General features: G+C 35.6%; 11 protein-coding genes. 6 read left to right on the top strand and 5 right to left on the bottom strand.

The genetic code is table 11. The annotated features are described in order from the left end of the window. Nucleotides 1–27: 27 nt before the first annotated feature. Complete coding sequence (locus tag AT726_RS03205; RefSeq protein ID WP_237297191.1) at nucleotides 28–1,332, bottom strand: MATE family efflux transporter; 1,305 nt, start codon at nucleotides 1,330–1,332, stop codon at nucleotides 28–30. Nucleotides 1,333–1,459: 127 nt separating this feature from the next. After that, nucleotides 1,460–2,257 carry a hypothetical protein gene (locus tag AT726_RS03200; RefSeq protein ID WP_068758988.1) on the bottom strand — a complete coding sequence of 266 codons (798 nt, stop codon included), beginning with the start codon at nucleotides 2,255–2,257 and terminating at the stop codon, nucleotides 1,460–1,462. A gap of 389 nt (nucleotides 2,258–2,646) precedes the next feature. On the opposite strand from AT726_RS03200, the gene AT726_RS03195 reads away from it, so the two are divergent. From AT726_RS03195 to tpiA, 5 genes are all read left to right on the top strand, one after another. Then, entirely contained in the window at nucleotides 2,647–4,365 is a 1,719-nt protein-coding gene (locus AT726_RS03195; RefSeq protein ID WP_237297189.1) for a hybrid sensor histidine kinase/response regulator, read from the top strand. Between the two features lie 100 nt (nucleotides 4,366–4,465). Beyond that, nucleotides 4,466–5,656, top strand: a complete 1,191-nt coding sequence (locus tag AT726_RS03190) for an IS701 family transposase (protein WP_055244437.1) — start codon at nucleotides 4,466–4,468, stop codon at nucleotides 5,654–5,656. A 20-nt stretch (nucleotides 5,657–5,676) separates the two neighbouring features. Then, nucleotides 5,677–5,955, top strand: coding sequence for an Hpt domain-containing protein (locus AT726_RS03185; protein WP_237297187.1), 279 nt, complete (start codon nucleotides 5,677–5,679; stop codon nucleotides 5,953–5,955). A gap of 128 nt (nucleotides 5,956–6,083) precedes the next feature. Next, on the top strand, nucleotides 6,084–7,190 hold the full coding sequence (locus tag AT726_RS03180) for a glycosyltransferase family 4 protein (RefSeq protein WP_055306041.1): 1,107 nt from the start codon (nucleotides 6,084–6,086) through the stop codon (nucleotides 7,188–7,190). 23 nt (nucleotides 7,191–7,213) lie between these two features. Then, nucleotides 7,214–7,966 carry a triose-phosphate isomerase gene (gene tpiA, locus AT726_RS03175; protein WP_068758986.1) on the top strand — a complete coding sequence of 251 codons (753 nt, stop codon included), beginning with the start codon at nucleotides 7,214–7,216 and terminating at the stop codon, nucleotides 7,964–7,966. A 275-nt stretch (nucleotides 7,967–8,241) separates the two neighbouring features. On the opposite strand, the gene AT726_RS03170 is transcribed toward tpiA, so the two are convergent. From AT726_RS03170 to AT726_RS03160, 3 genes are all read right to left on the bottom strand, one after another. Next, nucleotides 8,242–8,703: a universal stress protein gene (locus AT726_RS03170; RefSeq protein ID WP_068758985.1), complete on the bottom strand. Its 462-nt coding sequence runs from the start codon at nucleotides 8,701–8,703 to the stop codon at nucleotides 8,242–8,244. A 122-nt stretch (nucleotides 8,704–8,825) separates the two neighbouring features. Next, a complete protein-coding gene (locus AT726_RS03165; RefSeq protein WP_055306025.1) occupies nucleotides 8,826–9,236 on the bottom strand; it encodes a YrvL family regulatory protein in 411 nt (136 codons plus the stop codon). A 55-nt stretch (nucleotides 9,237–9,291) separates the two neighbouring features. Then, complete coding sequence (locus AT726_RS03160) at nucleotides 9,292–11,403, bottom strand: alpha-amylase family glycosyl hydrolase (RefSeq protein WP_237297185.1); 2,112 nt, start codon at nucleotides 11,401–11,403, stop codon at nucleotides 9,292–9,294. 213 nt (nucleotides 11,404–11,616) lie between these two features. Between AT726_RS03160 and AT726_RS03155 the strand changes: the two genes are divergently transcribed. Beyond that, nucleotides 11,617–12,654 carry a DUF2600 family protein gene (locus AT726_RS03155; RefSeq protein WP_068758983.1) on the top strand — a complete coding sequence of 346 codons (1,038 nt, stop codon included), beginning with the start codon at nucleotides 11,617–11,619 and terminating at the stop codon, nucleotides 12,652–12,654. Nucleotides 12,655–12,966: the final 312 nt, after the last annotated feature.

Here is a 12,966-nt window from a genome sequence, read left to right as displayed (position 1 = left end):
ACGATTCATGATGAACCGTTTTTTACATTAAGCCCATTGAATAGCTCTTTCAGTGATGGTCTTCATTTTTGTAAAGATTAAGAAAGATAACATCGTTAATAATTCAGAGATAAAGAGTGCAGCCCAAATTCCATGTAACCCAACTACGGTTGTTAGAATGAATAAAACGATAGGTAAGAAAATGATTGATCGGGAAGCGCACAATAAATTTGAGTATTTTGTCATTTCAATGGCTTGATAATAAATAGTTGTATTCAGGTTAACTCCAACAATAATAAAGGCTGCATTGACGATGTTTAGACCAATATAGGCCATGTCAATAATGGCTGGATCTTGTGTGAAGACACTAATGATTGGACGCCCGAAGAACAAACAAATAGAGATAAATACTACGTTGATGAGATAGTTTGTGAGATTGGTCAGACGATAATATTTCATCATCGGTTCTTGTTCTTTTGCACCGAAATGATAGCTGATTAATGGTTGTGCCCCAAAGGCTAATCCAAGAAGGAGTAGATAAATTGGTGTTGTTAAATAGTTGATAATACTGTAGGTCGTAATTCCCGCTTCTCCGACCGTTGTGATTAAGGCAAGATTCGTTAAGTAAATAATGACTGAGAAAGCAGCTTCAGCAAAGAAGGATGGAAATCCAATATTTGAAAATTCTTTGATGATTTTAAAGTCTAATTTAACATTTCCGAATCGAAGCTGTCCTTGGCGACGAATAAAGTGAATTAAAAGAATTGAGACTGTCACTAATTGTCCAAGACCAGTTGCTAGTGCTGCTCCGAATAAGCCAAGCTGTAGCGGGAAGATGAAGAGATAGTCGAGTACGATATTTGTGATTGCTCCTGAAATTGTCGCAATCATGGCTAACTTAGGGTTACCATCATTTCGGATAAAGCTATTAAGGGCAATTCCAATAATATTAGGAATGCAAAAGATTGAATAGAATCTTAAATAAATTTTAGCACTTTCATATAAATCAGGGGTTGCTCCTAATCCTTTAACAATAGGTCCTGTAAAGAGGAAGCAGATGATGCTAATGAAAAGGCTAAGAATTAATAAAAATTTAAAAACTTGGCGGAACATTACGTTGGCATTTTGGATATTACCACTTCCAAAGTTTTTAGAAATAAGTGCTCCTCCTCCGACGGCGAACATGGTTGCCATACCAAATAACATAATGGTTAGGGGGATTACAACATTGACGGCCGCTAATGCAAGATCTCCGACTCCTTGTCCTACAAAAATACCGTCAATGACTGTATATAAAGATGAAATAAACATGGCTAAAGCCGAGGGAATTGCATAACTTAAAAATTTCTTCATCATTTCTCTCATACCTTTCTATATAAGTTTCTTTTTAGTATACTAAACTATCTGGTAACCGTATAGTCAATATTTTTGTTTAGAATCACTAAAAAAGGACGTCACTTTTTTAATGATGAACGTCCTTTTAAGTTTGATTCATTCCTAATTGTTGTTTAATGGCATCAATTTCAGCTTGTAATACATCAATATCGTTATAGAGATTGTCAAAGTCCGTTTGTTCGGCTTCATTTCGTTGTCGACTTGCAGCCTCATTTTGTCTTGCAGTTTGGAAGAGTTCTTGTTCTACCATATTTCCAAGGGTGACTCCAATATCAACTAAAGCACCACCGACAATTTGTCGTTCAAATACATTAAGTTCAACACCGATAATAATGGCAATGACAGTAATAACTAAAATATATTCAACTGGATCTAAACTTCCGATAAAGGCGAAGAATTCAGAGTTAGTGAATCCATAACAATAAGTTGTGGTTTGTTGAGGAGCATAGTCAAAAGCAGTTCGATGAGCTATAGCAGCCGCACTTTGGCCACTATTTGCTACACCACCACTTGTTCCAAAACTTTGTCCCGAGCTTGTTCCCAAACGCCCAGTTGTATTTATTGTTCCACTGGCTGTAGTTGCTGATGATTCGGATGCCTGAAATCTAAGTTCATCAGGATCGAAGTCATCGGGAAGAAAATTTTGCTCATTTAGAGGCGATTCTATTTTTTTTTCAGTCGAGGTGGAAGGGTCTAAGGTGTCATTGCCAGGATGAATAGAAGGGGATAGAGGAATATCACCAATCATCGATTGCATTTGATCGACTTTTTCTGTTAAGAGTCCAATGAAGTTATGCATGAGCTCATCAGAGCATTCTAGTTGACGTGCTTTTTGTTTGGGTGATTTGGACTGTCTATGAGTAGAGAGGTGTTTTTTTTTCATAGTGTCCTCCTTATATAAACTACTGCTGTCTATAATAGAAAAATTAATAGTGTACATTTACTACATCGGGCTTAAAATCATAAAATGTCTTTAACGCAGACTGACGCTAGAAGCAGTAAAATTTTTTGCGGTGTGCAAAGGTTACTGTTTCTTATATATTCTAGTATATGCATTTAGGTGAAAGTCGGACATTAGCAATATGAACAAAATTGCTAATTTATCTTGCGTTTACACAGAAGGGATTGAATGTTAGGACTAAAAAACATATAATAGGATTGAATATAGTAAAATAAGGTAATTGTAAATATGGTATAAAATTTCCTAATTTAGGGGATATTTATATTGATGAACAGATTTAAGAGAAAGTGGGGTATCTGTTGTAGAACAGAATGGAAGATATGAGAGTGGTGGAGATTGATAGGTTAGAATTTAATTCTCAATTAGAAGTAGAAATTGGATCGAGCAATTGGTATTTACAATTACTTCATTTAGCTTACGGATTCTTTGAATATCGTGTCAGTGAATGTATTTGGTACGTGAGTGATAGGATTGAGCAGTTATTAGAATTTGATTCAGAAACTCAAAATTCACAGAGTTTATTTAATAATGAATCCATAAATGAAATCATTGATACTTTTTTATTGAGTCCGGATACTGAGTTAACTCAAGATTTATTAATTCGTCATAAACATAAACCTTGGGAAACACTCGTGCTAAAATGTGAGAAAGTAATTGATAATAAAGGTGAGGTACGTGTTCGAGGACTATTACTCGATTTATCATTTAAGAAAAAACATGATTTGATTGATGGACAACTTCAAAAGTTACAAGCATTAGGGCAGTTGACAAGTGGAGTTAGTCATGATTTTAATAATCAATTAAATGGAATTTTAGGTTATGTGGCATTAATGAAAACAATGACAGAGGATGAAACACTGTTGCGTTATATGGATGGGATAGAACGTTCAGTCCGTCATTCGACAGAGTTAACCCGCCAATTATTAGCCTTTTCACATAAACCGGAAAATAAACGTATGAATCTTGATTTAGTACAGATTGTTAAAGATACGGTCAATATGTTAAAACATACAATCGATCGTCGAATTAAGATTGAACTAAATATTGAGCCAGATGAATATTATGTATTAGGTGATGAATCTCAATTAAATAATGCAATTTTAAATTTATGTATTAATGCACGGGATGCTATTAAAGGCCAAGGTTGCATTGAATTAACGTTGACTCACGATCAACTAGAAGAGATTCCTGGTAATTTATTAAATACGAATATTACGCCCAATGACTACGCTATTTTAAAAATTAGAGATACAGGCTGTGGGATTGATGCTAGCTTAATGTCTAAGATTTTTAAGCCATTCTTTACAACAAAAGATGTAGGGAAAGGAACCGGAATGGGTCTAGCAAGTGTCGTTGAAACACTACGTAATCATAACGGAGCTATTGAGCTTGACTCTGTTGTTGGAAAGGGAACGACGTTTACGCTATATTTGCCAATTAATCATGGAATTGAAGAGTTTGTTAATGAAGAATCCGTGCCACGTGGTGTTGGAAAAATCATGGTTATCGATGATGAGTTATCAAACTTAGAGATTACGGAGGCTTTACTTGAAAGCTTTGGGTATAGTGTCACAGCTTTCTCAGATCCGAAGCGTGCGATTAAGCACTATGCTAAGACATTTAGTCAATATGATTGTATTTTACTAGATGTCATTATGCCAGGTATGAGCGGTGTGGATGTCTTTAAGGCGATTAAGTTAATTAATACTGATGCTAAAGTTATTTTACTAACGGGCGTTAGTCAATGTTTAGAGCTAGATTTTATTTTACGTCATGGCGTTGATGCGTATGTTCCAAAGCCAGTGGATCATTACACGTTATCCAATGGTGTGTATCGCATCTTGAATTGTAAACCATTAGAAGTGAAGCCAATCAAGGCTGAACAATTAATTGAACTAAGTTCGATGTTAAACATTGCTTATGCACTTGAACGTATTGCTGGAAATACACGTTTATATCTACGTATTGCGCATAATTTTAGAAAGCATTTCTATATAGTACTATTAATGTGCAAAACTGCTTCCAATTAATTTCCAGTTATAAAATACCAATGCAAAAAGAAAAAACATTAACTCAAATCCTTGTATAATTAAGTCTCGCACAACCAATTAACAAGGGGGAATTGAGTTAATGTTCATGGACAGTATTATATCAGATTCAAATTCAATTTTCAAATTTCTAAAACAGCTTGACTTAGATTTATTTTTATCTAAACCTCAGTTTAATCATCTTAACCAGTTTCTAAACGTGATGATTCAGGAAAATTATCAGGGGAAAATCTCTGCCGTTAAGCATTGTCATCGGACAACTTTTGGACGATTTTTAAATGATAGTCCCTGGGATGATGGGGCGATTTCTAATCAAATTCAAGCCTATCTTCTCTCTTGCCTTTACAATCGTTCACATCAAACAGGAAAACCTATTTACGTATTAGTAGATGATACAACATGTGTTAAAACGAAGCCTTCGTCACAGGCGACTTATCCTATTCAAGGATGTGATTGGCACTACTCTCATCTTCATCATCAATCCGTTTATGGTCATCAATTTGTTACTGTGATGCTTCAATGTGATGATGTCATCTTACCGTATCAAATCATTCCGTATGAGAAAGATAAACAGAGTAAAATTGAACTCGTTAAAGAGATTCTCACCACTTTACCTAAACCACCTCATAAAGGATACATCCTAGCTGATAGTTGGTATTCGTGTGAAGCCTTATTCCAAATCGCTAATCAATTAGGCTTTTATTACTTAGGAGGTATCAAAACGAATCGAATCATTCTGCCTAAAGGCTATCGTCCGAAAGGGATTCAACTGAAACAATTTGCGAACACCTTATCCCTCAAAGATCTCGACTTAGTGACTGTCGGATCTGAGCGTTATTATACTTATCTATATCAAGGAAGGATAAGAGGGGGACATGTCGTTCAAATCATTTTAAGTTGGCCTCACACGGCTCCTTTGGAAGAAAAAGCTTTACGTTGTTTTGTGAGTCATGATCTAAAAATGTCTGCCAAGCAACTGCTTAAACACTATACTAAACGTTGGCCCATTGAAATCTTTTTCCGAGAAGTGAAGCAAAATTTTGGAATGGGACAGTATCAGATTCGAGCCTTGAAAGGAATTAAACGATTGATGTTAATGATTCAATTCGTTTACCTTTATTTAAAGCGCATGACTCCGAACAACAGTTGTCTGGGTGAAAGTTTACGCCAATGTCAACGAAAACAAAAGCAAGAATTAGTAAAAATAATTTATCGTAAAGCCCAAAATGGAGTGGCATTAAAAACCATTTTTGAAGAGTTGAAAATTGCGTAGGATCAGTGTATTTTCATATGATGGAAAATTTTTCTTTAAAATTGCACATTAATAGTATAGTAGTTGAGCAATTACCACAATTAATTGAGTCGAATATGGATGAAGCTATTCGTACGGTCCATACCATTAAAGGACTAGCCGGTCAATTAGGGGCAGATGAGTTGTATGAGTATAGTCGTGAATTAGAAACAGCTTTAAAAGAAGATGAAGCACATGAGGATATTTTAAGTATTTTTATGGAAGAATTTATGGAAGTAATGGATGAATTGGCTCGTATTGAAGGATGGAAGATAGGATAAATCTACCTTTTTAAAAAGTAGAAATATGGTGAAAAAGCGTGAGAAACTCATGGGATTTTGGCTATAGACTTCTGTTAACTACTTAGATGTGATATAATAACATAAAAATTTAACCGTGAGGTGCCATGATGATTTACTTATTAGTCATAAGTTTATGCTTCATAATAGCGTGTTTAATTACGCCGTATGTGATGAAATTAGCTTATTTTACCAATGCAGTTGATCAACCCAATAAACGTAAAGTCCATAGTCGTATCATGCCGAGAATGGGTGGACTCGCGATTTATATTGCTTTTCTATTGGGTTATATGATTTTTAAAGTGAAAGGATATGCGCTTGATCAAGATGAAATAGCGTTTATTGATGCTTATTTTATTGCTTCTTTTCTCATTGTTGCTACTGGGATGCTTGATGATATGTTTGAATTACCTGCTAAACCAAAGGCTCTCGTTCAGTTAGTTGCAGCTTTGATTATGGTTTTGTATGGTAATTTCATGATAGATAAGATTTATTTACCGTTTTTACCTGTAATTGATTTAGGGTGGATAGGTGGAATTGTAACGGTCATCTGGATTGTTGGTATTACAAATTCTATTAATTTAATTGACGGTTTAGATGGTTTATCTTCAGGAATATCAGCTATTTCATTTGGAACAATGGCCATTTTAGCGTCCTATCAAGGAGAAGCCTTTGTGGCAATGATGTCTTGTTTATTACTCGGTTCAACATTAGGCTTTTTAATTCATAACTTTCATCCAGCAAAAATTTTTATGGGGGATACAGGATCGCTATTTTTAGGCTTCTCTGTATCTGTTTTATCCCTTTTAGGGTATAAGAATGCGGCTTTTGTTTCATTTATTATCCCAATTGTTATGCTATCTGTTCCAATCTTCGATACAATTTGGGCTATCATTCGTCGTATACTAAATGGGCAATCGCCTTTTAAACCTGATCGTGGTCATGTTCATCATCAATTATTAGATCGTAATTTAGGGCATGTGAAAAGCGTACTTGTTTTATATGGAATTGCAGCATTGTTCTCATTCACTGCTATCCTATATACCATGTCATCGAAGTTTTATGGATTAGTGATGTTAGTAATTGCGATACTAGTGGTCGAGCTTGTATTTAATACAACAGGATTATTCCGAGCAAAACCCAAAAAAGGTAAGAAAGAACAAGTTCAAGAACAAAAAGAAGATGATATTTCAACGGGGGAAATATCAGAAAAATAAGAATAGATTATGAGGTGTGAGAAATGAGAAAACCAATTATTGCAGGAAACTGGAAAATGAATAAAACGCGTGATGAGGCTTTACAATTTATTTATGCTGTTAAAGATCATGTTGCTTCAACAGATGTGGTTGAATCAGTAGTTTGTGCACCATTTCCTTACTTACGCTGTTTAGTCAAACGTCAAGGGGCTTCTTTACGTGTGGGGGCACAAAATATGCACTTTGAATCAGCTGGGGCTTACACAGGAGAAGTGGCACCTGAAATGCTAACATCAATCGGCGTTTCTTACGTCGTATTAGGACACAGTGAGCGTCGTGAAATGTTTAATGAGACAGATGAAACAGTTAATAAAAAAGTTCACGCTGCATTTGCAAATGGATTAACACCAATTATTTGTGTCGGTGAATCATTAGAACAACGTGAAACGGGAGCAACAAATACTGTTGTGGATACTCAAACAGTTGCAGCGTTAGAAGGATTAACAGTTGAACAAGTGAAACGAGTTGTAATTGCCTATGAACCAATTTGGGCAATTGGAACAGGACGTACAGCAACAGCTGAGCAAGCGAATGAAACGATTGGATATATTCGTAGTGTAATTGAACGTGTGTATGGACGTGAAGTTGCTGAGGCAGTTCGTATTCAATATGGAGGCTCAGTTAATCCGTCAAATATTAAGGAGTTAATGGCTCAAGAACATATTGACGGAGCATTAGTTGGTGGTGCTTCACTAGATCCAAAATCATTCTTATCATTAGTTAATTATCAAGGATAATGATTATCACGGAGATTCTTCGATTCGGGGAATCCCCTTTTTTATTTATATTTTTACTCCAAAAGGTACAGATATCAGGCATTTAATAAGAGAATATAAAGGGTGTGAGCCATCTTTTTATTGGAATGCTCTGGCTAAATGGGCCGGTTCTATTAATCATGCATCAATGCACGATTAATCTCATGTCCTTCCCATTCTGTTTAGATTTCCAACACTTTTATTTTGAATATGAAAAAAGCTGTATCTTATAGATACAGCTAATCTAGATTTAAAGGTTATTTTTTTCCGCCGTTGCGGATGACGTTGACGTCGCATTTTGCGTGTTTTACGATATCAAGTGAGACGCTTCCGAGTAAGAATCGGTCAAAGCCTGATTTGTTACTTGCTCCACAAACGATTAAATCAGCTTCATAACCTGGAGCGATCACTTCAGCAATCGCAAGCCCTGGTGATGAACTGTATGTTTGGACGATTTCAACCTCTTTGATTCCTGCTTTTTGAGCCTCTTCTTTATATTTTTCTAATTCCTCATCCATATAGCTTGAGAAATCTTGTTTGAAAATGTAAGTCGTTGATAACATCCCCGATGGATCAATCGGTGTGTAAATAATGGTGTTCTTTTTAATATGACAAAGTGTTAATTTTGCATTGAATGCTACCGCAGTTTCAACAGCAGATTTAAAGGCTAGTCTAGACTTGGCACTATCATCAACGGCAGCTAAAATGTTTTGATACATAATAGGCTCCTCCCCTTTTGGTAACTTTTTCTATCTATTTTTATTATACACAAACTTCAAATGAAGCGCTACCAAGTTTCAACTTTATTTGGTATATTATTATTATATAAAAAAAGGAAACTTTATGCTTCCTTTTCCTCGTTTGTATTCATTTCGAGGACGGCAGTAAATAGAAGAATAAGTATCGCAAAGATGATTTCGCCACCTGTTGAGAGAGAGACTCCCTTGAAGTACTCGTCAACAAAGTGAGTAATAAGTAGCGTCATAAAAAAATCTAAGATATAACGAAAAAGTAATCTTTTTTTACTTGTCCATGAAAAGAGGGTGGCAAACCCATCGACAGCCATTCTTCCTATATACTCAGCTAATAAATCAAAGATGGTAATCATAGCGATAAAGAAAAGAATATTCCAACGACTATGATACTGAATCCCACTAATCCATAACATCGCAATTAGTGGAATGGTAATTATTAAAATCAATAAGGTACTCCCAATACTATAAAGAGCCACCTTTAGTACGCGATCTGACATAAAATCTCTCCTACAATAAAAAAGGTAACACCGTGAGATGTTACCTTTTATTATATCATAGTTTAATAATTTTAACTTCACCAGGTTGTAGGTGAACACGTAAATTACGATTACCATCAAATTCATGAACTTCACGTTGCCATTCATGAGTTGAGAATAATAAAGAACCTGTACACCAAGTATTCCCTGATTGAGTACGTAAATCCTCTAAATGAACTGTCACATCAATTGGAGAATACATATCAGTGCTTGCTACAATGATGAAAACATTGTTATTGTAGTGACCGCGCTTTCCTTCCTCAATGTATCCAAATCCAATCGCAGGGTCACTTAAGTAATCAAATCCAAGCGATACAAAGTTTTCAAGTTTCGTAAAAGTACTTAAGTGATCTTTGCGGATTTTTGAAACAGCTTCTAGTGTATCTGGTAACTCCCAGCGCATATGATTCAGATAATGGATAGCGAATTTATCAAAGAGTGCAAGCTTTCCAAAGTAACGATCGTTGTGCGGTAACACATATTGCTCATAGTTACGGCAATCAAGACCTGTATTCATCGGTTGAATTTCATAAACTTCTTGTCCAGAGTTAATGAATGGAACTCCATTTGGCATGAACATGTTCATAACGGTTAACATTTTAGATAACGTACGTCCGCCTTCACGTGCAGCTAAGCGAGGGGTATCATGAGTTTCTCCTCCAGCAAACACAGGACATGGTAAGTGACGTGAATCATACATGAATTTGTGTGTACGATGCTCATACGTACGAGGTTCTTGGAAGAATCCATAACCGATAATCATGTTATATCCGTTATCGCGTGATACTTTTGCATTTTCATCTTGTAGCTCCTCAGCGATGAAGCAGAAGTCTGGATCGTTCGTACGTGCATTGGCAATGATACGATGGATGAGTTCAGACGGAAGAGCATGTCCCATATCGATACGAGCCCCATCAATTCCATAATTTTGTTGATAGAATGGAATAATGTTAGATAAAGTTGCCCATAATCCTTCGTTAATGATATTTCCTTTATATAAATTTGATTTAATTGTATCAAATAAGATATAAGGTGGTAACTCTTGTCCGCCTAAGTATTTTTGGCTTTCCACCGGATGGTCCATATACATACGGAAGAACGTGACATCTGTCCATGGTGGTTGCACATCATTAATATGATCTGAGAAGGCTGGTGCAACAGTTAAACCGAATTCACGGCTAACTAAATCTAAAATAGAAGCCCCTGGTGTTTGGCGATATTCTTCTACCACGCGCTCCCATTTTTCAGGATCAATGATGTTTGGTGCATATGAGAATTTATGAATATGATTCCATACTGCTTGTGATGAATACACATAAGGTAAATATTCTGGTTTCGGTGGTAAGGTACTTCCGAGTCCTGGAACATATGGTGGATAATACTCGTGGAATGTATCGGTATATACCCAATAGAACCAATCCGGATGTTCTAAAATTAAATCACTTTCAACTGAATTTGTTCTAGGGATGATGTCAATCATCACTTTCATATCTAAAATATGACAAGCTTCAACAAATGCTTGGAATTCTTCCTCAACAGTTAACTCTGAACCTGTCATGTTATCTTTTAAGCTAGGATCGATTTCAAAGAAGTTGCAAACGCCATAAGGTGATCCTAATTCACCTTTTTTATCTTTTAATGAAAATTTTGAAATTGGGAGCATATAAACTGTATCGACTCCCATTTTCTTTAGTAATGGAAGTAATGCTAATGATTTTACGAATGTCCCTGTTTCATTTAAATCGTATAAGTTATGGTTCTCTAAATCTCCACTTCGGTCATGGTCCCAAGCTGTCGATGTTCGAACCATCATTGAATAAACCACTGAATCTTTAATCCAGTCTCCCCCTAAATAGCCTGGTTTAGCTTCATATGATTGCTTGATTTGACTTAGCGATTGATTATAGTTAACGTCGTCTTTAGCCTGAGGCAAAATGTAGGATTGGATCACTTCACTATAGAAGTTGTATGGATTAACGATGAGTTCCCCCCAACTAGTACGCACCATTTCCTCTCCTTGATAGTTCCATGCATTCCATAAATCAGGAATGGCATAGTTATAGACGTCGTTTTTATGATCATGTTTTTTTAGAACATGTAGTAGTTTTTGTAATTTGCTTCCCCTCACTATTTATTCCTCCTTTTCCATAAATACACAATCATTATAACATCTACATTTGTAAAAAAGTAGAAAACTAAGGGGAATAGGGAAAGGTTGTAATCGGTTACGTCTGTCGAAAAGAAGAGGTTTCTGTAAGAATGAATGACATTTCAGTCAAATGATGATTGAACGCTGGAACCTTGGTCTACACTATAGAGGTATCGATTGAGAGGTGAAAACATGTTCTATCCAGCCTTAATGACAGCTTTTTATAAATCGTATCAACCTAAGACGAAATCATTTTTAAGTTTATATGAACAACATGCGCAACAAATTACCGATCCGAAATTAAAGAAAGAAGCGTTAGCGAGTCTTTCAAAAAAAGCTTTTCATTGCTATGGAGCATCTTTTTATGCAGCCTTAGTAAGTGAAGAGTATCAAGCCGATTATTTAAAATTTATGACGGCTTATCAGACGATGTGTGACTATTTAGATAATTTAGTCGATCAAACAAATGTTATTAATGAAACAAATTTTCGTCGTTTACATCAGTCGTTATTAGATGTCTTTAAACTAACTCCTCATGCTCCAAATTATTATCAGTATCAAACACAGCAACTCGATGGAGGCTATTTGAATATGCTTGTCCGCTTGTGCCAAGAATCATTAAAAAAGATTCCTCACTATTCGCTGTATGCTTCTTGGCTTGGTCGCTTAGCTGGATTGTATGTAGATTTACAAGTTTATAAGCATTTAAAAGTATCAGAGCGGGAAGTTCGATTAATTCAATTAAGCAGTCAGCAAAAACGATTAGCAGGTGATTTAACTTGGTTTGAGTTTGGTGCAGCCTGTGGTTCAACACTTGGAATTTTTACGATGGTGGCTTATGCAATGAATCAAGACCGTTATCAAATCCAACCTGAGTGTATTTTTCAAGCAATGTTTCCAGCGGTGCAAGAACTTCATATTATGCTTGATTATCTAATTGATTTAGAGGAAGATATCGAAGAAGGAGAACTTAATTTCTTTTCTTATTATCATAACTTTGAAGAGGGAATTTATCGGATTCTTGACGTTTACTACGAGGCCCAACAGCAGATAAGGCTCTTACCGGAGAAAGGATTTCATCAAACGATTAATGATGGACTCTTCGCATTATACTTAGCAGAAGGTGTGAAGAAAAATCCTAAACTTCGTATCGTTCAAAAACAAATCATCAAAAAACTCGGTTTTCGTGCCCGCTTTTTATTCCATCATACGAGAAAGTTTGTAAAGTAGTTAACAATGTATAAGTAGACGGGATAGCAATATAAATTTAGTATGAGATGATGGGCAGTGAATAAGGATTGTTTTGATTTTATTTGTTTGCCTTGTTATGGATTAGTTTATGTATTCATCAGATGAGTCGTGTTTATATGATAAATCGATATGAAATTAAGGTCCATTCTGTCAGAGTAGGAATTGATCCGTCTTTATTTAAGTTTAAACAACAAGATATCCCAGTAATTATTCATTTAACTTCATGTGCAGCTTTCACCTGGTGATGGTAAAAGTATATTGTAAGCTTTAATTTCTAATGACAAGATAGTT

Origin of the sequence: Turicibacter sp. H121 (genome assembly GCF_001543345.1) — a bacterium.
Lineage (GTDB): Bacteria > Bacillota_I > Bacilli_A > MOL361 > Turicibacteraceae > Turicibacter > Turicibacter bilis.
This window is presented reverse-complemented; position numbering and strand designations above follow the sequence as displayed.